Source organism: Chelativorans petroleitrophicus (assembly GCF_025398195.1).
In the GTDB taxonomy this organism is placed as follows: Bacteria; Pseudomonadota; Alphaproteobacteria; order Rhizobiales; family Rhizobiaceae; genus Chelativorans; species Chelativorans petroleitrophicus.
The window spans coordinates 1-20,201 of sequence record NZ_JAODNV010000006.1; the positions used below are offsets into that span (position 1 = coordinate 1).

General features: G+C 63.8%; 22 protein-coding genes and 1 tRNA gene. 13 read left to right on the top strand and 10 right to left on the bottom strand.

The genetic code is table 11. From position 1 onward, the window contains the following. The first annotated feature begins 381 nt into the window (after positions 1–381). A complete protein-coding gene (rpmB, locus tag NYR54_RS04765; protein WP_261514469.1) occupies positions 382–681 on the top strand; it encodes a 50S ribosomal protein L28 in 300 nt (99 codons plus the stop codon). Between the two features lie 58 nt (positions 682–739). Next, positions 740–1,366, top strand: coding sequence for a queuosine precursor transporter (locus tag NYR54_RS04770; RefSeq protein ID WP_261514470.1), 627 nt, complete (start codon positions 740–742; stop codon positions 1,364–1,366). 16 nt (positions 1,367–1,382) lie between these two features. Here NYR54_RS04770 and NYR54_RS04775 read toward each other — a convergent pair whose 3' ends face one another. The 5 genes from NYR54_RS04775 to NYR54_RS04795 all read right to left on the bottom strand — a co-directional run bounded on the left by NYR54_RS04775 (position 1,383) and on the right by NYR54_RS04795 (position 6,339). Next, on the bottom strand, positions 1,383–2,411 hold the full coding sequence (locus NYR54_RS04775; protein ID WP_279327417.1) for an esterase-like activity of phytase family protein: 1,029 nt from the start codon (positions 2,409–2,411) through the stop codon (positions 1,383–1,385). Then, complete coding sequence (cobT, locus tag NYR54_RS04780) at positions 2,404–4,296, bottom strand: cobaltochelatase subunit CobT (protein WP_261514471.1); 1,893 nt, start codon at positions 4,294–4,296, stop codon at positions 2,404–2,406. Before cobT ends, NYR54_RS04775 begins: the two co-directional genes overlap by 8 nt. An 11-nt stretch (positions 4,297–4,307) precedes the next feature. Then, on the bottom strand, positions 4,308–4,661 hold the full coding sequence (locus tag NYR54_RS04785) for a GFA family protein (protein WP_261514472.1): 354 nt from the start codon (positions 4,659–4,661) through the stop codon (positions 4,308–4,310). A gap of 3 nt (positions 4,662–4,664) precedes the next feature. Beyond that, positions 4,665–5,651 (bottom strand): cobaltochelatase subunit CobS, encoded by a 987-nt coding sequence (cobS, locus tag NYR54_RS04790; RefSeq protein ID WP_261514473.1) that lies wholly within the window; start codon positions 5,649–5,651, stop codon positions 4,665–4,667. Between the two features lie 73 nt (positions 5,652–5,724). Further along, positions 5,725–6,339, bottom strand: coding sequence for a J domain-containing protein (locus NYR54_RS04795; protein WP_261514474.1), 615 nt, complete (start codon positions 6,337–6,339; stop codon positions 5,725–5,727). Between the two features lie 139 nt (positions 6,340–6,478). Here NYR54_RS04795 and NYR54_RS04800 point away from each other — a divergent pair, with 139 nt between their 5' ends. Further along, positions 6,479–6,781 carry a BolA family protein gene (locus NYR54_RS04800; protein WP_261514475.1) on the top strand — a complete coding sequence of 101 codons (303 nt, stop codon included), beginning with the start codon at positions 6,479–6,481 and terminating at the stop codon, positions 6,779–6,781. Positions 6,782–6,873: 92 nt separating this feature from the next. On the opposite strand, the gene NYR54_RS04805 is transcribed toward NYR54_RS04800, so the two are convergent. The 3 genes from NYR54_RS04805 to NYR54_RS04815 are packed head-to-tail and all read right to left on the bottom strand — an operon-like array spanning position 6,874 to position 9,901. Then, complete coding sequence (locus NYR54_RS04805; protein ID WP_261514476.1) at positions 6,874–8,169, bottom strand: HlyC/CorC family transporter; 1,296 nt, start codon at positions 8,167–8,169, stop codon at positions 6,874–6,876. Beyond that, positions 8,166–9,290 carry a 3-dehydroquinate synthase gene (aroB, locus tag NYR54_RS04810; protein WP_261514477.1) on the bottom strand — a complete coding sequence of 375 codons (1,125 nt, stop codon included), beginning with the start codon at positions 9,288–9,290 and terminating at the stop codon, positions 8,166–8,168. The genes NYR54_RS04805 and aroB overlap by 4 nt, the downstream gene beginning before the upstream one ends. Next, complete coding sequence (locus NYR54_RS04815) at positions 9,287–9,901, bottom strand: shikimate kinase (RefSeq protein WP_261514478.1); 615 nt, start codon at positions 9,899–9,901, stop codon at positions 9,287–9,289. Before NYR54_RS04815 ends, aroB begins: the two co-directional genes overlap by 4 nt. Positions 9,902–10,028: 127 nt before the next feature. Here NYR54_RS04815 and NYR54_RS04820 point away from each other — a divergent pair, with 127 nt between their 5' ends. The 6 genes from NYR54_RS04820 to NYR54_RS04845 all read left to right on the top strand — a co-directional run bounded on the left by NYR54_RS04820 (position 10,029) and on the right by NYR54_RS04845 (position 15,268). After that, positions 10,029–10,175 (top strand): histidine kinase, encoded by a 147-nt coding sequence (locus NYR54_RS04820; RefSeq protein ID WP_261514479.1) that lies wholly within the window; start codon positions 10,029–10,031, stop codon positions 10,173–10,175. Between the two features lie 53 nt (positions 10,176–10,228). After that, positions 10,229–11,146, top strand: coding sequence for a site-specific tyrosine recombinase XerD (locus tag NYR54_RS04825; RefSeq protein WP_261514480.1), 918 nt, complete (start codon positions 10,229–10,231; stop codon positions 11,144–11,146). Between the two features lie 97 nt (positions 11,147–11,243). After that, positions 11,244–12,194 (top strand): acetyl-CoA carboxylase carboxyltransferase subunit alpha, encoded by a 951-nt coding sequence (locus NYR54_RS04830; protein WP_261514481.1) that lies wholly within the window; start codon positions 11,244–11,246, stop codon positions 12,192–12,194. A gap of 206 nt (positions 12,195–12,400) precedes the next feature. After that, entirely contained in the window at positions 12,401–13,615 is a 1,215-nt protein-coding gene (locus tag NYR54_RS04835) for a L,D-transpeptidase family protein (RefSeq protein WP_261514482.1), read from the top strand. Between the two features lie 6 nt (positions 13,616–13,621). Then, positions 13,622–13,855 (top strand): sulfurtransferase TusA family protein, encoded by a 234-nt coding sequence (locus tag NYR54_RS04840; RefSeq protein ID WP_279327407.1) that lies wholly within the window; start codon positions 13,622–13,624, stop codon positions 13,853–13,855. A gap of 189 nt (positions 13,856–14,044) precedes the next feature. Further along, complete coding sequence (locus tag NYR54_RS04845; RefSeq protein WP_261514483.1) at positions 14,045–15,268, top strand: MFS transporter; 1,224 nt, start codon at positions 14,045–14,047, stop codon at positions 15,266–15,268. Here the strand turns inward: NYR54_RS04845 and NYR54_RS04850 are convergent. Beyond that, positions 15,265–16,311 carry a CobW family GTP-binding protein gene (locus NYR54_RS04850; RefSeq protein WP_261514484.1) on the bottom strand — a complete coding sequence of 349 codons (1,047 nt, stop codon included), beginning with the start codon at positions 16,309–16,311 and terminating at the stop codon, positions 15,265–15,267. The two genes, NYR54_RS04845 and NYR54_RS04850, sit on opposite strands and share 4 nt — an antisense overlap. Positions 16,312–16,315: 4 nt before the next feature. Beyond that, positions 16,316–17,431 carry a D-alanyl-D-alanine carboxypeptidase family protein gene (locus NYR54_RS04855; protein ID WP_261514485.1) on the bottom strand — a complete coding sequence of 372 codons (1,116 nt, stop codon included), beginning with the start codon at positions 17,429–17,431 and terminating at the stop codon, positions 16,316–16,318. 190 nt (positions 17,432–17,621) lie between these two features. Between NYR54_RS04855 and NYR54_RS04860 the strand changes: the two genes are divergently transcribed. The 4 genes from NYR54_RS04860 (at position 17,622) to NYR54_RS04875 (ending at position 20,118) form a co-directional block, all read left to right on the top strand. Then, positions 17,622–18,785 (top strand): M20 aminoacylase family protein, encoded by a 1,164-nt coding sequence (locus NYR54_RS04860; protein ID WP_261514486.1) that lies wholly within the window; start codon positions 17,622–17,624, stop codon positions 18,783–18,785. A gap of 82 nt (positions 18,786–18,867) precedes the next feature. Further along, positions 18,868–18,944 (top strand) — tRNA-Arg (locus tag NYR54_RS04865). 638 nt (positions 18,945–19,582) lie between these two features. Continuing rightward, positions 19,583–19,783, top strand: a complete 201-nt coding sequence (locus NYR54_RS04870; protein ID WP_261514487.1) for a hypothetical protein — start codon at positions 19,583–19,585, stop codon at positions 19,781–19,783. Next, the gene (locus NYR54_RS04875) at positions 19,783–20,118 is read left to right on the top strand and encodes a DUF2958 domain-containing protein (RefSeq protein WP_279327408.1); all 336 of its coding nucleotides are present in this window, start codon (positions 19,783–19,785) and stop codon (positions 20,116–20,118) included. Before NYR54_RS04870 ends, NYR54_RS04875 begins: the two co-directional genes overlap by 1 nt. Positions 20,119–20,201 lie beyond the last annotated feature (83 nt).

A 20,201-nucleotide genomic window follows, 5' to 3' on the forward strand; every position in this document is an offset into this window, starting at 1 on the left:
CGCTGCGGCAAGCTGATCCGGCACAGTCCGGAAGGCACGGCGATCGCATAAGCTACACCACCTCTCGGGACATCATCTAACGCGATCCGCCGCTTTGGAAACCACGCGGCGCACCATGAGCCTATCTTCGCATGCTGAAATCGTAGAAGCCATCGGGTGGATGTGCGCTGATACCGCCGCCTGGACTGTTGCAATGAGCCGTTTCCCGATCGTCTTTGGTGAAACTGATTTGGACCGGAATGCTACTGCCAAGACGTTAAGCTTGACCCGGAAAGGAAAAATCTCTATGGCAGGCGGCAATTTCCACGAGGCCGCCGAAACGCCCGCGCGCCCGTCCGGGTGCGGCGAGTGGGTGCGGCCCGAAAGATAAAGGTAATAAAAATGTCCCGCGCTTGCGAACTGACCGGCAAGGCCGTGATGAGCGGCAACAATGTGAGCCACGCCAACAACAAGACGAGGCGCCGCTTTCTGCCCAATCTGTGCGAAGTTACGCTGATGTCGGAGGTGCTCGGCCAGAGCTTCCGGCTGCGGATTTCGGCAAACGCCCTGCGCACGGTGGAACATCGCGGCGGGCTTGACGCCTTTCTGCTGAAGGCCAAATCGAACGATCTTTCCCAGCGCGCGCGGCTTCTGAAGAAGCAGATACAGAAGAAGCTGGCTGAGCAGCAGGCTGGGGACTGATTTGCTTTTCGGGGCGGGGCTTTCCCCGCCCACTGGTTCCATCACCCAGGATAAAAAAATGACCCATCCTCTTTCAGCGTGGCCGCACGTGGCCGCCATGGCGGCTACGGTCCTTGCGTCCAATTTTCTCGTCCAGTTTCCCTTCGAGCATTTCGGCCTGGGCGAGATTCTCACCTGGGGCGCTTTTACCTACCCTGTGGCTTTCCTCGTCACCGACCTGACCAACCGCCGCTTCGGCGCGCGGACTGCGCGGCTGGTGGTTCTGGTCGGCTTTGTTGTCGCCGTCGCTCTTTCCATATGGCTTGCGACCCCGCGCATCGCCATTGCGTCGGGCACGGCCTTTCTGGTGGCCCAGCTGCTGGACGTGGTGGTATTCGACCGTCTGCGCCGGCAGGCGTGGTGGCGGCCGCCGCTCTTTTCCACCCTCATCAGCTCGGCCCTGGACACCGTGCTGTTTTTCTCGATCGCTTTCTCGGCGGCCTTCTCTTATCTCGACACGGCGCTGGGGCTCGAGGACGGTTCGCTCGCCTTCCCGGTTCCCTTCTTCGGTTTCGGTGCCGAGATGCCGCTGTGGGTTTCGCTCGCCGTAGGCGATTTCTGCGTGAAGCTTGTCATGGGCTTTGCGATGCTGGCGCCCTATGGCGCGATAAATTCGCTGCTGCGGCCCGCCGAAGCGCGGCCATAGCCGTCGTAAAACGGCGCTACTCTTCGGCCAGCCGGAACTCCAGATAGAGATTCCGTTGCAGGAGCGAATGGTTGTCGTCCGACATGATGGAGACCATCGTTGCTCCATCGGCGCGCTCCCACACGTCCAGCGCCTCCATATTGTCGATCTGGTAGCCCATGTCCGCGTGAAGCAGCACGGGCCCGTCGGCAATCATGCCGGGCCGGATCGTGTCCGCGGGCAGCCGGCGCAGTCGCATGGCCACGCCCGTTGACATGGAGAAGCGGCGTTCGAGGAGGAAAAGGTCTCCATTCGGGAGGAAAGCGCCGTCCGTGATGTCGAAATCATCGCGGCGCGGAATGGTGAAAATGCCCCTGTGCGGCCCTTCGAGGATGACGGCAAAGATGTTTCCTTGTCCGTCCATGCTGCGCTCGGTCACGGCGACCAGCGCGCCCGCCAATGCGCTGTCTTGCGGCGCGCGGGTCAGCGTCTCGAAGCCGCGGTTGGAGCGCAGTTCGTAAGTCGGCACGATGAAATCCATGACGGCCGTCGCGGCCCCCATGCCCCCGGGTTCGATCCGGAAACGCGCAATACGGTGATTGCGCTCGAATCCCACCACCGCCTCGTCTCCGTCGAGCGCGATCGACTCTGCATCCGTGAACCATTTTTCGCGGATCGGGGTTCCGCTCGCATCCACCATCGGCATCATTGAGAAATCGGAGATCGAAGCGGGACGGCCCTTCTCGTCGTGCAGGAGCCTGCCGAAGAACCAGAAGCCGGTGTCTGCCACGCCCATGAACCGGCCATCGGAATCAAGAAAGCGAAAGGAGGAGATCGCGCCGAAATCGCGCTGGCGCGACGTCATTTCCAGACCACCGACAAATTCCAGCGGCCCGAAGCGCGTCTCCTTCGAGCCGATGCGGAAATAGGCGATCGGACGGGCATCGACGGCGAAGGATTGCTCCGACCCGCGCGCGTTTTGCTGGGAAAGGAAGCCAAAGGCCGCGAGAAGTAGAACGGGAAAGAGGCGGGCCGCCCCGCGCGTGCCCGTCACGGCCTCAGCCAGCACGCCGCAAGCGCCCGCCCGGGCGGTTGCGCCGTGCACCCGCTTCGTCGAAAAGGGCGGCAAGCTGCTCGGTCATGGCGCCGGCCAGCTCCTCCGCGTCCACGATGGTGACGGCGCGCCGGTAATAGCGCGTCACGTCGTGGCCGATGCCGATCGCCAGCAGCTCCACCGGCGAGCGGCCTTCGATGAGCTCGATAACGGCGCGAAGATGCCGCTCAAGATAGTTGCCCGGGTTGACCGAAAGGGTGGAGTCGTCCACCGGCGCGCCGTCGGAGATCATCATCAGGATCTTGCGCTGCTCGGGCCGAGCGATGAGGCGCTGATGCGCCCAAAGGAGCGCCTCGCCGTCGATATTCTCTTTCAGCAGGCCCTCGCGCATCATCAGGCCCAAATTGCGCCGCGCGCGCCGCCAGGGGGCGTCGGCCGATTTGTAGATGATATGGCGCAGATCGTTGAGGCGTCCGGGATTGGCGGGCTTGCCCTCCTTGAGCCACTTCTCGCGTGCCTGCCCGCCTTTCCAGGCCCGCGTTGTGAAGCCCAGGATCTCCACCCTGACGCCGCAGCGCTCCAGCGTGCGCGCGAGAATGTCGGCGCACGTCGCGGCCACGGAGATCGGCCTGCCGCGCATGGAGCCGGAATTGTCGATGAGCAGCGTGACCACCGTGTCCCGGAAATTGGTGTCGCGCTCTTGCTTGAAGGAGAGCGGCTGCATGGGATCGATGATAAGCCGGGGCAGTCGCGCCGTATCCAGCACGCCCTCTTCCAGATCGAATTCCCAGGAGCGGTTCTGCTGTGCCATCAGGCGGCGCTGGAGGCGGTTCGCAAGCCGGCCGACGACACCCTGAAGATTGACGAGCTGCTTGTCGAGGAAAGCGCGGAGCCGGTCGAGCTCCTCCTCATCGCACAGATCCTCGGCGTGCACCACCTCGTCGAACAGGGTCGTGAAGACGTGATAGTCGATCGCGTGTGCTGCCTGATCGAAGGGGTTCTCCGGCTGGCGCGCCTCGCCGGGCGTTTCGGCGTCCAGATCGTCCTGATCGGCGACTTCCTCTGCCGTGGCCGCTGCAGCCTCGCTCTCGCCCGTGTCGTTCTCCTCGCTTGTGGTGTCCGCCTCGTCGGCTTCGCTGCGCTCGCCCTCTGCTTGGTCCTCGCCGCCTTCCTCCGAGGAGTCCTCGCCCTGCGGCTGGTCGTCATCCTCCTCGCTCTCTTCCAGCTCCTCCTCCAGCTCCTCGCCCATGTCCATGGCGCCCAGGAGATTGCGCACCGCGCGGCCAAAAGCATCCTGATCGTGAATGTTGGGCAGCAGGGCATCGAGGTTGGGGCCTGCCTTTTCCTCGATCCAGTCACGCCATAGCTCGACCACGCGCTGCCCGCTCTTGGGCGCGGCGCGTCCGGTCAGCTTCTCGCGCACCATCAGCGCCACCGCGTCCTCCAGCGGCGCATCAGCGCGGTCGCTTATTTCGGCGAGATTGGCCCGGGCATATCTGTCCTCCAGCATCGCTGCGATGTTGTCGGACACGCCCCGCATGGAGCGCGAGCCGATGGCTTCGACGCGCGCCTGCTCCACGGCATCGAAGATCGCCCGAGCCTGGCGGCCCTGCGGCGCAAGCCTCCCATGCAGGCGGGAGTCGTGGCAGGCGCGCCGCAGTGCCATGGCGTCGCCAAGCCCGCGTGTCACCTGCAGCATCTCCAGCGTGGGCTTCTTGGGCAGATCCGGCAGGCGGACGTGTTCACCGGCAAGCGCCGGCCTGTCCTTCGAGAATGAAACGTCCAGATCGCGGTCCCCGGCGATGGCGCGCACGCACGCCGTCACCGCTCGCTTGAACGGGTCAAGCGGCGCTTCTGCTGGCTGTCCTGGCCTGCGGTTTGTAGATCTTGAGCTCACTCAAGCCTCGCTCAGCGGGAGCGGCCGTCCACTTTGGTGACCTGAAGGTTGTCCGGATCGACATCTTCTAGGCAGCGAACGTTGATCGCAGCCATACGTGCGCCGTCAGGTCGCTGTCCGAGGGCGAAGGACTCCATGCCGCAGGTCTTGCAGAAGAGATGCCGGATTTGCCGCGTGTTGAAACGGTATTCGGTAAGGTTCTCCTCACCCTGTTCCAGCTCGAAATTCTCGACCGGCGTGAAGGCCAGCATGCTGCCGCGCCGCTGGCAGTAGGAGCAGTTGCAGACGATGGGATTCGACAGATCGACGTCGGCCCGGAACCGCACCGCTCCGCAGTGACAACTGCCCTTGTATTGCATGGCCATATCTCAGCTCAGAACGACGTTGGCTGCTGATTCCGGCAGCTCCTCGCCAAATGCGCGCTGGTAGAACTCGGCCACGATGGGCCGCTCCAGCTCGTCACATTTGTTGAGGAAGGTAAGACGGAACGCAAAGCCCACATCGCGGAAGATCTCAGCGTTCTCCGCCCACATGATAACCGTGCGCGGGCTCATGACGGTGGAAAGATCTCCATTCATGAAGGCCGAGCGCGTCATGTCGGCCACCCGCACCATGCGGCTTACGATCTCGCGGCCTTCCTCGTTCTGGTAGTGCTTGGCCTTGGCCTGAACGATGGCGACCTCATCGTCATGCGGCAGATAGTTAAGCGTCGTCACGATGGACCAGCGGTCCATCTGTGCCTGGTTGATCTGCTGCGTGCCGTGATACAGCCCCGTCGTGTCGCCAAGACCCACGGTGTTTGCCGTGGCAAACAGGCGGAAGGCCGGATGCGGCCGGATGACCCGGCTCTGGTCGAGCAGTGTCAGCCGGCCCGAGGATTCCAGCACGCGCTGTATGACGAACATCACGTCCGGACGGCCGGCATCGTACTCGTCGAAGACGAGGGCGACATTGTGCTGGTAGGCCCAGGGAAGAATGCCGTCGCGAAATTCCGTGATCTGCTTGCCTTCCTTGACCACGATCGCGTCCTTGCCCACGAGGTCGATGCGGCTCACATGGCTGTCGAGGTTGATGCGCACGCAGGGCCAGTTGAGCCGTGCCGCCACCTGCTCGATATGGGTGGACTTGCCCGTGCCGTGATAGCCCGAGATCATGACGCGGCGGTTGTAGGTGAAGCCGGCGAGGATGGCGAGCGTGGTCGGCTTGTCGAACAGATAATCCGGATCGATGTCCGGCACGTGGGGATCCGGAGCGGAATAGGCAGGCACGACCATGTCGGCGTCAAAGCCGAAGGTCTCGCGGACCGACACTGTGGTGTCGGGCAGGTTGGCGATATCGCGGTCTATCTTGTTCATCACACCTCCAGCGCGCGCGGGACGAAGCCCTCGCCGCTTTTATACAACAACGGCCTCTTAGCAGAGACCGGGGTTAACAGAAACCCGCCTGCTTCAAGAGCCGGTAGGCCTGGAGTACGTCGCGCAGGCGCGCCTCGGATGCCCTGTCGCCGCCATTCGCGTCGGGATGGTGGCGTTTCACAAGCGCTTTATAGCGCGCCTTTATATCCGCGCCAGTCGCCTGTGCGGAAAGGCCGAGTGTTTCGAAGGCCTTGGCCTCGAGCGGCTTCAGCCGGCGCATCGCTTGTGGACGCACCTGAGCATCCCGTTCGCCAAAGAGATTGAACGGGTCGCCGAGGCGCCTGTAGTAGGCTGCGTGCCCGGAGCGGAAAGGCGCGAAGTCCGCTGCGGCCTGGCCAGTCGCGTTGGAGCCCATCCGCCATGTAGGGCGGTGGCCGGTCATTGCCTCTTTCTGGAAGCGGGCGATTTCGCTGTCCTTGAGCCCGGCGAAGTAATTGTAATTCTTATTGTACTGCCGCACATGCTCGAAACAGAAGCGGAAATATTCACCCTCCCGCTGGCGGCCCACAGGCGCCCGGTGCAGGCCGGCTTCCGTGCAGCCGTCCCATTGGCAGCGGGGCGCGTCGGTGTGCGCCTTAGGGTCCGGGCGGATACGGATCTTCTCGAAATATTTCGAGTTCAGTTTCATGCCTGACCTGAAGAAACCAAATCAGTCCTGATTATGGCGGCTGTCCGCCACGAAACAAGAATTGACATTCCGCGAGGGATCGACCTAGGCCACAGATTCATGCCGGGGGACAAGCCCCATATGGTGTCAGGAGACGACCTTGTCCATAAAATCCTCGATGGAAGCCAAACTGAGAGAGGCTTTTTCGCCCGAGCGCCTCGACGTGATCAATGAGAGCCATCTTCACGCCGGTCACCATCATACGGAAGGCGGGCGGGAAGAGGTTTTCGACGGCACGGGTGAAACGCATTTCCGCGTGCGCATTGTTTCGAAGGCGTTCACCGATATGAGCCGTCTGGAGCGTCACCGGGCCGTCAACGCCGTGCTGGCCGAGGAGCTGAAAGCCGGCATTCACGCGCTCGCCATTGAGCCGGCGGCGCCCGGCGAGCCGGTGAGGTGGTGAGCGTCTACCAGATCGTCCGCACGCCCCCGAAACGAGCGTATCTTTGTGTCCGGCTTGCCAGCCAGGCCAAAGCGGCCTTCGCGATCCCCGGCCTATTTGCCCTTCCCCTTCTGCGGCTTCTCTTCCACCGCCGGCCGGATTCTGAGCCGCGTGATGCGGTTTTTCTCCCGTTTCATGACGATGAAGCGCTTGCCGAAGAAGGTGAAGGCCTGCTTCTCCTCAGGGATGGTCTGGGTCTCGTGGATGACGAGGCCCGCTATGGTTGTGGCATTGTCGTCCGGCAGGTCCCAGTCGAGCGCACGGTTGAGGTCGCGGATCGGCACCGAACCCTCCACCACCACTGAGCCGTCCGCCTCCTGCTTGACGCCCTGTACGTCCACGTCGTGCTCGTCGGAAATATCTCCGACGATCTCTTCGATAATGTCCTCCAGCGTTACCAGCCCTTCCACCTCGCCATATTCGTCCACGACGATGGCGATATGCGCCTTGCGGCGAAGGAAGGCGTTGAGCTGATCCTGCAGGGAGGTGGTGTCGGGCACGAACCAGGGCTTTGCCGCGATCTTCATGATGTCGATGCGGCTGACATCGTTGTCCACTTCATGCAGCGCCCGCAGGAGGTCGCGGACATGGACGACACCGACGATGTTCTCGGTCTTGCCGCGCCAGACGGGAATACGGGTGTAAGGGCTGTTCAGGATCTCGCGCACGACCGTTTCAGGCGGATCGTCGGCATTGACCGACCACATGTTCGTGCGGTGGATCATGATGTCGGACACTTCCAGTTCGTGCAGGTCGAGCAGGCCGCCGACGCGGTCCCGGTCCTGCTTCACCACCGCACCTTCGCGGTGCAGCACCTCGACCGTGCCGCGCAGCTCGTCATGCGCGGAAAGCAGGGGCGCGTCGCCGGACAGATTGACGCCGAAAACGGAAAGGATGAAACGAACGATGGCGTTGGCCGCCGTCGAGAACGGGCCGAACAGGAGGATCGTGAGACGCGCGAAGGGCGAGGCGAACAGGGCAAACTGCTCCGGCCGGGCGAGCGCCCAGGATTTCGGCAGGATTTCCGAAAAGACGACGAGCAGGACGGTCATCACGATCGTGGCGTAGGCCACGCCCGCCTCGCCGAACAGCGTGAGAAAGAGGGTGGTGGCGAGGGCGGAAGCGAGAATGTTGACCAGATTGTTGCCGATGAGCAGGGCCCCTACCAGCCGGTCGCGCCGGGCGATAAGCCTGTTGACTAAGGCGGCGCGCTTGTTGCCGCCGCGCTCCAGCGTGTGGAGCCTTGCCCGCGACGCGGCGGTCATTCCGGTCTCGGTACCGGAGAACAGGAAGGAAAGAATGATCAGACACAGGATGACGCCGCCGGTAACCAGGATTTGCGCCGTCATGGCCGTTCAAACTCCTTCAGGAAGGCGTGGACTTCAGAGGCTGGAACGTCTTTGGCGATAAAGGCCTGGCCGATGCCGCGCGTCAGGATGAAGGTGAGCGCGCCACGCGAGACCTTCTTGTCCTGAGCGATGTAGGAAAGCAGTGCATCGGCTCCGGGAAGGTCGCCGGCAATGTCCTTTGGGCTCGTTGGCAGGCCAACGGCCCTGAGATGGGATTCGACGCGCGCCGCATCATCTGGGCTTGCAAGGTTCATGCGCGCGGAGAAGCGGTGCGCCAGCGCCATGCCGATTGCCACACCTTCCCCATGGACGAGGCGTGCGCCGTCATAGCCCGTGGCGGCCTCCAGCGCGTGGCCGAACGTATGGCCGAGATTGAGCAGCGCGCGCTCGCCGGTCTCGCGCTCGTCGCGCTCCACCGTCTCCGCCTTGGCGCGGCACGAACGCGCGATAGCCTCGATGCGGGCCGATCCGCCGGAGAAGACCTCGCGCCAGTTCTGTTCGAGCCAGGCGAAGAAGTCGGGTTGGTTGATGAGCCCGTATTTCACCACCTCCGCATAACCAGCGCGGAACTCGCGTTCCGGCAGCGTATCGAGGGCGGCCGTGTCGGCCAGCACCAGCCTCGGCTGATGGAAGGCACCGACGAGATTCTTGCCGTGGGCCGTGTTGATGCCCGTCTTGCCGCCTACGGACGAATCCACCTGGGCAAGCAGGGAGGTTGGCACCTGCACGAAATTCATGCCGCGGCGGACGATGCTCGCCACAAAGCCGGCCAGATCGCCGACCACGCCGCCGCCGAGCGCGATGATCGTATCCCGGCGCTCAAGCCGTGCGGCAAGGATGGCATCCACCGCCTCCTGCAGAGTCTCGAAGCTCTTGCTGCGCTCGCCGGGCCGAACCTGGACGGTGACGCTGTCGATTCCGACAGCACCCAAACTTTCCTGGAGTACGGGCAGGTGCGCGGACGCGACGTTATCATCCGTGATCACGGCAGCGCGCGTGCCCGGCAGGCGGGCCGCGATCTCCGCTCCTGCCCGCACAATCAGCCCCGGACCGATCAGAATATCATAGGCACGCGCACCAAGGCCGACGGATACGGTCGCCGTATCCGCCTTGCGGTTCATTGAGCGGCTTTCGTGCATTCCATGCCTTTCTTGAGGAAAAGTGCGAGGCTTTCGACCACTTCCGTCGCGATGACCTCCTTCGGTTCATCGCGTGTCTGCACTGTCACATCCGCCTGCTCGTATATGGGGTAGCGTATCTCCATGAGCCGCTGCATGACGGCGCGAGGGTCCTCGGTGTTCAGGAGCGGCCGGTTCTTGCGCTTCGTCACCCGGTGCATGAGCGTGTTGAGGTCGGCCTTCAGCCAGATGGAAACGCCATGTTGCGCGATGGCGCAGCGCGTTTCCTCGTTCATGAAAGCCCCGCCGCCGGTGGAAAGCACCTGCGGCCCATCTTCTAGCAGCCGGGCGATGACGCGGCGCTCCAGCGCCCGAAACTCGTCCTCGCCGTAGGTTGCGAAGAGTTCCGGGATCGTCATGCGTGAGACGCTTTCGATCTCCTGGTCGCTGTCGGCAAAAGGCAGTTCCAGCATGTCGGCCACCTTGCGGCCGATCACCGTCTTGCCCGCTCCCATTAGGCCGACGAAGACAAGATTGCGCCGGCCGAGCCGCTCCAGAAGAGCGGGAATGTCGGGCAGGGTTTCGGTTATGTCTGCTTTGTCGGATGACGTCATGCGACAGGTTTCGACACGAATCCGGCACCGCGTCAAGCCGGGGAGCCGGTCACCTGCACACAACAGCGCCTTGAGTTGAGGCTGCGCCTATTTCATAAGGGCTGCTCCCAAATGCGGACAGAAGGACATGCCGACCCTCTTCCGGCTTCTCACGACGATCGTCATTCTGGTCGCACTGGTTTATGCGGCCATGTTCGCGCTTGCCACTTTGGTCGAGCCGAAGCGGACGGAGATAATTGTCGAGATTCCGCCCGAGCGGTTGTTCCAGCGTTAATCGCTGCTTCACCACGACAGGTCATAGTGGCCTGACGAAAACGCGGGACAGGCATGGCAAGCGGCGCGAAGATCGAGGCCTTTCTGGAGATGATGGCTGCCGAGCGCGGAGCCGGCGACAACACGCTTTCCTCCTACCGGCGCGATCTGGAGGACGCGGATCATTATCTGGCCGGTGGGCTCGCGGCCGCCAAAGCCGACGATATCCGCAACTATCTTTCCGATCTCGCCGACCGCGGATTTGCCCCGACGACGCAGGCGCGCAAACTTTCCGCCCTGAGGCAGTTCTTCAAATTCCTCTATGCCGAGGGCCTGCGCGGCGATGATCCGACGGGCGTGCTCGACAGCCCGAAGAAGGGGCGGCCTCTGCCCAAGGTGCTGAGCGAGGCGGAGATGAACACGCTTCTGGATCGTGCCGCCCTGGAAGCCCGGGAGGCGCCGGAGGGGACGCCGCAGCGCCTCGCCGCGCAACGCCTCTCCACGCTACTTGAAGTTCTCTATGCCTCGGGCCTGCGCGTATCGGAGCTCGTCAGCCTGCCGCTGCGTGTGGCATTGCGCGACGAGCGCTTCTTCACCGTGCGGGGAAAGGGCGCGAAAGAGCGGATCGTCCCGCTTTCGCAGAAGGCGCGCGAGGCCGTGCGGCTCTGGCTCGCCGAGCGGGCAAGGCATCCGGCTTTTGCGGAAAGCCCGTGGCTTTTCCCGGCTGCCTCCGAGAGCGGGTATCTGCCGCGCCAGGTTTTCGCGCGTGAACTCAAGGGGCTTGCCGCGCGCGCGGGTCTTGCGGCGGCGAAGGTGTCCCCGCATGTCCTGCGGCATGCCTTCGCAAGCCATCTTCTGCAGAATGGCGCCGATCTGCGGGCCGTGCAGCAGCTTCTCGGCCATGCCGATATCTCCACCACACAGATCTACACCCATGTCCTGGAGAAGCGGCTGAAGGAGCTGGTAGAGAATCACCATCCGCTTGCCCGCTAGGCGCATGAAGGTTATGTGAGGCCACCACTCCGGGTATGGACACAATGTGCAGGCATACCCGATCCGCGTGAGTTCCGTGTCTGATTTTGGCGATTGAATGTACAACTATCTCGATTTCGAAAAGCCGGTCGCCGACCTTGAAGGTAAGATTCTCGAACTGAAAAAGCTGTCGGAAAGCGGCGAAGCCGTTGACGTTGCCGAGGAAGTCGCGCGGCTGGAGAAGCGCTCCAAGGAAGCGTTGCGGGATCTCTACAAGGCCCTCACGCCCTGGCAGAAGGCGCAAGTCGCGCGCCATCCGGATCGTCCGCACTGCCTGGATTACGTGCGCACGCTGTTTACGGACTTCACGCCGCTTGCCGGCGACCGGGCCTTTGGCGAGGACCAGGCGATCGTGGCCGGCTTCGCACGCTTCAAGGGCGAGCCGATCGCCATCATCGGCCAGGAAAAGGGCAACGACACGCAGACGCGGCTCAAGCACAATTTCGGCATGGCCCGGCCCGAAGGCTATCGCAAGGCCGTCCGCGTGATGGACCTGGCCGACCGTTTCGGCATCCCGGTCCTGAGCCTAGTCGATACTGCAGGCGCCTATCCGGGTATCGGCGCGGAGGAGCGCGGACAGGCCGAGGCCATTGCGCGCTCCACCTCGAAGTGCCTGAGTCTGCGCGTGCCCAACATCTCCGTCATCATCGGCGAGGGCGGTTCGGGCGGCGCGATCGCCATCGCCACGGCCAACCTCGTTTATATGCTGGAGCACTCCATCTATTCCGTGATCTCGCCGGAGGGTGCCGCCTCGATCCTCTGGCGCGATCCCTCCCGCGCCAAGGACGCGGCCACGAACATGAAGATCACGGCGCAGGACCTCCTGCAGCTCAAGATCATCGATGGCATTGTGCCGGAGCCGGTGGGCGGCGCGCACCGGGCGCCTGAAGCGGTGATTCAGGCCACGGGCGAGACCATCGAGAAGGGCTTTAGGGAGCTCGCCCAGATCAGCAATGACTACCGCGAACACCGACGTGAGAAGTTCCTGGCCATCGGCCGCAATCTCTGAAGCCGTCATTGGGCGGCTGCCGGTTGCGGCTGCCGGATTTGCACTGCCATAATCCGCCTCATTCTTGCCTTGGCTGCGGCGGCGGTGGTATCCGTCAGTCGACACCTCGCGCGGTAATGATTTGTCAAGCCTAACGTGTGTTAAGTTGCGAGGAGTACCTCCCGCGCGGAGGAGAGGGGAATGGCGAACCTTATAGAGACCGCTGCATGACGAGCCGCCTCGCACGCGCTTTGCTGCTGACCTCCGCACTTGCCCTTTCGGCGTGCGGGTCGCTGGACGATATTGCGCCCAAGGCGGAGAAGCCGCTGCCTGCCGAGGTCGTCAGCCTCATGGAGGCGAAGGGGATGAAAAAGGACGCCCCCATCCTCCTGCGCATCTTCAAGGAGGAGGGCGTTCTGGAAGTCTGGAAGCAGACGACCAGCGGGCGCTATGGCTTCCTCAAGAGCTACGAAATCTGCAAATGGTCGGGCAAGCTTGGGCCGAAATACACTGAGGGCGACAGGCAGGCCCCCGAGGGCTTCTACACGGTTCGCCCGCAGCAGATGAACCCGTACTCCAACTACCATCTGGCCTTCAACATCGGCTTCCCCAACGCCTACGACCGCGCCAACGGGCGCACGGGCTCGCATCTGATGGTGCATGGCGCTTGTTCTTCCGCCGGCTGTTATTCCATGACGGACGAGCAGGTGGAGGAAATCTACGCCTTCGCGCGCGATGCGTTTCGGGGCGGCCAGCAGGAGTTCCAGATCCAGGCATTCCCCTTCCGCATGACGCCTCAGAACATGGCGCGCTATCGCGACGATCCGAATTTCCCGTTCTGGCAAATGCTGAAGGAGGGCTACGACCACTTCGAGATCACCAGAATGCCGCCGAAAGTGGATGTGTGCGAGCGGCGCTATGTCTTCAACCGCATACCGGCCGAGGGCTACACCTTTGATCCGGCCGGACCTTGCCCGCCCTCGACCCAGCCGCAGTCGCTGATGCTAGCCTACCAGGCTCACAAGAAGAAAGAGGAACTGGCTTTCAAGCAGGCGGTGAGCCTGTGGAAGACGCCCGCGCCGAAGGCATCCATCCAGGGCATCGAGGAGGCGATGCTGGTGGCCGACTGGAGCCGCCGCCGCGCCAGAGGCGAGAAGGTCACGCCGGAACCGCCGACGCTGGTTGCCTCTGCGCCCGCAAAGCCTGAATCCGCACCCGTTTCCGCCTATGCGGCGCCCGTGCCCGACACCACCAATCCGGACATTGCGACCGGAGCGGTGCCGCCGGCGGCTCGGGAAGTCGGCGCGCCCGCCCTGACCTCCGGCGCGCTGCCTTCACCCGCTCCGCGCGCCGAACGGGCGGAAGGCGAGGCGCCGTCGGCCGCCGAATCCTCGACCTCTTCCCGTCTCCTCAGCCGGCTCGGCAAGCTTTTCGGTGACTGAAGGATCTTGGAACCGGCAGACGTCTACGACCTTAGGGGCCTCAACTGTCCGCTTCCGGTGCTGAGGACGCGCAAGCGCCTGCAGGGCATGAGGCCGGGGGAACGCCTCTGGATCGAAACCACCGACCCGCTCGCAGCAATCGACATACCCGCCTTCTGCAATCAGGAGGGCCATGCACTCATCGAGACGCAAACGGTGGCGGGCGGACACCGTTTCCTGATCGAGCGCGGGAAAGGCTGAAGCCCGTCATTTTCCAATCTGATTTTTCGGCTTGACCTCAACTTTACTTGAGGTCTTATCAACTCCGCTCCGTGCCGCGATGCCGGGAGCAGGGTGCGTGCCTCTTTCATGTCTGTCGAAGGCGGGCCGCCGGCTGGCTCCCGAACAGCAAAGGGCCCATGTTTTTGCGCAGAAGGAGCAGCAGCCGCGATGAGAACCCCTGTCGATGATTTTCAGCCCGGCTTTGCCGGCCGCCGTAGCAGCGTGGCCGGACGTAACGTCACCATCTTGTTCCTGAGCGCGCTCACCATCATGGCGGGTGCGACTATTTCGCCGGCTTTGCCGGCCATCGAAGCGTATTTTGCCGATACCCCGGAAGCGGCCATCCTCACGCGCCTGGTGCTCACCGTCCCGGCATTGTTCATCGCCTTCTGCGCGCCTTTTGCCGGGCTGCTTGCAGACCGTTATGGCCGGCGGAAGGTGGCGATCGTGGCCATCCTGCTTTACGGCGTTGCGGGCGTGTCCGGCGTCTTCGCCGATTCTCTGTTCACGCTGCTTGCAGGCCGGGCGCTTCTGGGAGTTGCCGTGGCCGGCGTGATGACGGTGGCCACAGCGCTGGTCGGCGACTACTTCTCGGGTCCCGCGCGAGACCGCTTCATGGGGCAACAGGCGGCTTTCATCGGCATCGGCGGCATTTTCTTCCTCACCGGAGGCGGCCTCCTCGCCGAGTTCAACTGGCGCGCGCCCTTTCTCGTCTATGCCGTGGCATTCGCCCTCGTGCCGGCGATCCTCGCTTTCATCACCGATGTGCACCGTCCGGAGGCCTTGCCCAAGCAGGAGGACAGGGGCCTGATCTCGGGCTTCTTCCTCACCATTCCCCTTGCCGCAGTCCTGCTGGCGTCGGTGTTGAACAGCTTGACCTTCTATCTCATGCCGACACAACTTCCGTTCCACCTGAAGGCGCTCGGCACGAATTCCCCGGTCCTGGTCGGAGTCGCGATAGGCGCATGCACGCTCGCCTCGGCGTTGTTCTCCTTCTTCTATGGGCATGTGCGCCGGCGGCTGGATGTGTCCGCGGTATTTGCCCTCGGCTTCGGCTTTCTGGCTGGCGGGCTGGCGCTTGTGGCGGCGGCGGGCAGCTTCGCGGCCATATTGCCGGCGTCCTTCCTGGTGGGTAGCGGGCTCGGCCTGATCATGCCCAATCTCGGCTCGGCCGCCATGGCCATCGCCGGCGAGGACAACCGTGGCCGGGTGGCCGGATTGTTGACGGCCAGCATCTTTCTCGGCCAGTTCGTCTCCCCGCTGGTGAGCCAGCCGATAGCGGAACGGACCGGCTACGCCGCTGTTTTCGGCCTTGGCGCCGCGACCCTTCTGATGGCTGCACTCGTTGCGCTTGGCCTTGCCGGGCTGCGCTCCCGGCGGCAGCCTGCTTAAGGCAGCGGGCGGAAAGCCGCGATCGCGAGCGGGTTTTCCTCCAGCGCCTTGCGGTCGGGCGTGTCGACCGCCGCCTGCCCGGCAAAGGCGGCGAAGATGCGCCTTATGTATTCCACGTCGAGATGCTGCCCGATGACCACGAGGCGGGTGCCCCTGGGGGCGTTGTCGGGCCAGCGGGAGAGCCGTTCCGGCGCGTGGAGCAGCCGCTGCGCCCCCTGAATGAGGACCGGGTGGTCAGGATCGTCATCCGTCTCCACAAGGCCCTTGATGCGCAGGATCTGCTCACCCTGCTGTGTCGTGACAAGGTCGAGAAAGTTTTCCACCGCCAGAAGCGGCAGCGCGCCGTCATGCACGAGACACACGCTGCTGAAATGACTGGCATGGTGATGATGGTGGGCCTCGCTGAAGGAAGGTGTCAGCGGGGTCCGTGAACCGGCGGCAAAACCGGGCCGCAGCAGCTTGGCCGCCGTAAGCGGTGCCGAATCGCGGCTGTCCAGAATTTCCGCCTCGCCGTTAAGCTCCGCAAGACGCGCGCGCAAGGGCTCCGGCCCGTCCGGCGCAAGCTCCGCCTTGGTGATCACGATGCGGTCGGCCAGAGCAGCCTGGCGGCGTGCCTCCTCATAGGTATCGAGCGTGGAGGCGCCGTTGACGGCATCGACCGCTGCGATGATCGCCTCCGGGCGGTAGAGGACTGACAGCACCGGATGCGCGGCCAGCGCCTGCAGGACGGGTGCCGGATCGGCAAGCCCTGTCGTCTCCAGCACCACGCGCCGCGGCCTTTGCGGCCGTTCCGTGACGGCCATCAGCGTGTCTGCAAGTTCGCCGCGCACCGTGCAGCACAGGCAGCCGCCGCCCAGCTCGATCACCCCGTCGCCCGCCGTCTCCACTAGGAAATGGTCTATGGCGATCTCGCCAAACTCGTTGACGATCACGGCGGTGTCGGTGAGCGCCGGGTCCTTCAGAAGCCGGTTGAGCAGGGTCGTTTTGCCGGCGCCGAGGAAACCGGTCACGATGGAAAGGGCGATGGATTCGCGCTCAGCCATGGGCTCAGCCGCCTTCGCCCGCGGAAACAGTCTGCGGCGGATATTCCGGCCGGGGCGTGGGGATCGGAATATTGGCATAGACGGGCTTGCCGGGTATCGGCCCGGAAGCGCCGCCGAGGCCAACTGCAACCAGGCGCGGCTCGCGCGTTCTCGGCCGCACATGGGGCGAATTGAGCACGAAGCGTCCCTCGTCGTCGCGCATTTCAGCCCTTTTGGCCACCGCCTCCTGGGAGCAGACCTGGCTGCGTATGTCGATAGCGGTTGGCGATACGGGCCGGGAGGGCCTGAGGCTGGTGAGCGTGGGCCCGCCAAGACCGAAGCCGAAGCCTTTGAAGCCGCGCGCCAGCAGGTCGGCCGCCAACTCCGCGCGCTCCACCTGTGAATGAGCGCCCAGAACAATGACGGCCAGCGTGCGCCGGCCCCGCGTGGCCGTAGCGATGAGATTGAATCCGCCCGCGCAGATATAGCCCGTCTTCATGCCGTCGGCGCCTTCGAAACGGCCGATCAGGAAATTGTGGTTCTCCACCACGGACTTGCCGTACCGGATGCCCTCCAGGGCAAAGTAGTTCGCGAATTGCGGGAACTCCGTACGCAGCGCCCGTACGAGCAGGGCGAGGTCGCGCGCGGTGCTGTAGTGGTCCGGGGAATGCAGCCCGTGGGCATTGACGAAATGCGTGTCCGTCATGCCGAGGCGGCGCGCTTCCGCATTCATGCGTGCGGCAAAACCCGCCTCCGATCCGCCGATGCTCTCCGCGATCGCGGTCGCCACGTCATTTGCCGATTTGACCAGGATGATCTTCAGCGCATTGTCGAGCGTGAGCACGGAACCGGGCGGAAACCCCATCTTGCTCGGCGGCTCCTTGGCCGCATTCTGGGTCATGAGAATGGGCGAGTCGAGCTGCATCTCACCCGATTCAACCGCGCGGAACGCCACATAGGCGGTCATCAGCTTCGTCAGCGAAGCGGGATACCAGCGCTGGAAAGCGTCGTCCTCGGCCAGCACCCGCCCGCTGCCGACATCGAACAGGAGATAAGGACCGGCAAGGGCCGGCGCGCCGAGGAGTGCCAGAAGAAGCGCTGCAACTAGCACGATAGGTTTGCGAGTTTGCCAGGGCTGCATCTGCCGCTCCGATTCCGTATTGCCTGCCCGCTGCCGATCTTCCTATGATGCCCGCGCGTTCGAGCCTCGGCGGGCGAGGGGTCTTGACCGCGGTCACCACTTGGCTGGCGCATATGTCGCCATTGTGGCGGGTTCCGGACGCGCATTGTTCCGGAACTTGTCTCCGATCGCAAGCAAGGAAAGGCTTTTTATGCCGATCATTAATCGCGCAGCGGAACTCCAGGGCGAGGTAACGGCTTGGCGCCGCCATCTCCATCGCAGACCCGAAATCCAGTTTGACGTGCATGAAACCGCAGCCTTCGTTCGCGCCAAGCTCGAGGAATTCGGCTGTGACGAGGTGGTGACTGGCATCGGGCGTACTGGCGTGGTGGGCGTCATTCGCGGCCGCCGCGGCTCCGGGCCGTCCGTTGGGCTGCGCGCGGACATGGACGCGCTGCCGCTGACCGAACAGACCGGCAAAGATTACGCGTCTGCCGTTCCGGGCCGCATGCACGCCTGTGGTCATGATGGCCATGTTGCCATGCTTCTGGGTGCGGCGAAATATCTGGCCGAGACGCGCAACTTTGCCGGAAGTGTGGTGCTCATCTTCCAGCCGGCGGAAGAGGGCGGCGGCGGTGGTCGGGAAATGGTACGCGACGGATTGATGGAGCGCTTCGGGATCGAGCGCGTGTTTGGCATGCACAACCTGCCCGGCCTGCCGGTCGGCCATTTCGCCACCCGGCCGGGGCCGATCATGGCCGCGACCGCCGAGTTCGTTATCACTGTCACCGGCAAGGGCGGGCACGCCGCCATGCCCCACAACACCACGGACCCGATCGTGATCGGCGCCCAGATCGTCACTGCGCTTCAAACCATCGCCTCGCGCGTGGCCGATCCTCTGGAAGCGGTCGTCGTGTCTGTGACCAAGTTCAATGGCGGCCACTCGCACAACATCATTCCCGACCGCGTCACCCTGGAAGGCACGGTGCGCACCTTAAGGAAGGAGATGAACGCGCTCGCCGAGGAGCGCCTGCGCGCTATTGCCGAAGGCGTGGCCCGGGCCCATGGGGCGCGCGCGACGGTGAGCTACCAGGCGAACTATCCCGTCACCGTCAACGACGCCGCTCAAGCGGAATTCGCGGCCGGCGTTGCGCGGGAGATCGTCGGCCCGTCGCAGGTGACCGCCGACGTCGCTCCCTTAATGGGCGGGGAGGATTTCTCCTATATGCTCGAGGCCCGACCCGGCGCCTTCGTCTTCATCGGCAACGGCGACAGCGCCTTCCTCCACAATCCCGCCTATGATTTCAATGACGAGGCGATTCCCTACGGCATCAGCTATTGGGTGCGGCTCGCCGAGGCGGCACTCGCGGCCTGATGGCCTCTTGCGGCGGCGCGCGTAAAGCGCCATTTCGGCTTGGCGATGCGGCCGTTCCGCGTTATGAGTGCCGGGCATCCATGGTCCCGTAGCTCAGTAGGATAGAGCATCAGATTCCTAATCTGAGGGTCGCAGGTTCGAATCCTGCCGGGATCACCATCTAACCCTCTGGAAATTGAAGCAAAAAATTTGAAGATGGGCCGCCTTGCCAGAGACGGTTTTCATTGAGATCGAAATTCTACCGACTTTCTACCGACTCTGATGCAAACTCTTTCGCCTTCCCGGTACGTCATCTCAATTTGAGTTTGACACCTTTCGGTGGCATCTGCCGTTTCCAGCCTGCGGCCTGCGAATTTGGCGCAGGGGACCGCTGCCGCTCCTGCGGGACCGCTTGACCGACAGTGAACGTTTCTGATTCGTCAGTTTTGGCCCGAAGCCGGATTCCGTTGCCGCCTTCCAGGCAACTGCGATCGCTGATGAAACCGGGACACTCCCGCCGCAACGGCGGTCAACGATTTTCACCCGCCTCGGGTTTTGTGCCCGCCGCGCTCAGATGGCTTTCCCACATGCCTCGCCGAAACCAGCGGAGCCTGCCGTTCGCAACGTGCTGCCTCCTTGCCATTTGCCTCCTTCCCGCCGCCTCCGCGCCGTTCCTCCTGCCTTCCTACGTCGGCTTGGCGCGTCCGCTTATGGACAAGCGCGCAGCGTTCCCTTCGGTCATCCAGCTAGACCCGCTCAAGCCCGCCGTCAGCGGCTTCCGGAACGGTCGCATGAGACGGCCGATACAGGAGGCCAAAATGGCAAAGAAGCAAACAGCACCCGCGAAAAACCATCCCTCGCACGGCATCTATGTCGTGGAGGGCGAAGGCGATCGGGCTTTCTGGACCCGCATCGGCTGCGCCTGGCTGCACCAGGACGGCGAGGGCTTCAATGTCAGCCTGTCCGCGCTGCCGCTCTCCGGCCGGCTCGTCATCCGCGCGAAGAAGGAGGGGCAGTGATGCTCCTCACCCCCGCAATACGCTCCCAGCTCCGGCGCAATGCAGACCTGTCCGTGCGTCGTGATCGAGACCACTGTCCCGTGGTGAAGCTCTTCACGCCCGATGCCCAGGCGACATGGCTCTTCACCGAGCTCGCTGCCGACGGGGATACCCTGTTCGGCCTCTGCGACCTTGGCCTCGGCTGCCCAGAGCTCGGGTATGCCAGCCTCGCTGAAATCCAGTCCCTGCGCGTCCCACTCGGGCTCTTGGTCGAGCGCGACCGCCATTTCCGGGCCGACAAGCGCCTGTCGGCCTACGCCGAGGAGGCGCGCCGTCACGGCAGGATCGTCGCCTAGTGCGGCGTTCCTGCGTCTGACGAGCCGCGCTAGATAGAGCCTGTCACCACTGGCGCAGCCACGGCAGCACGTTGTGAATAACA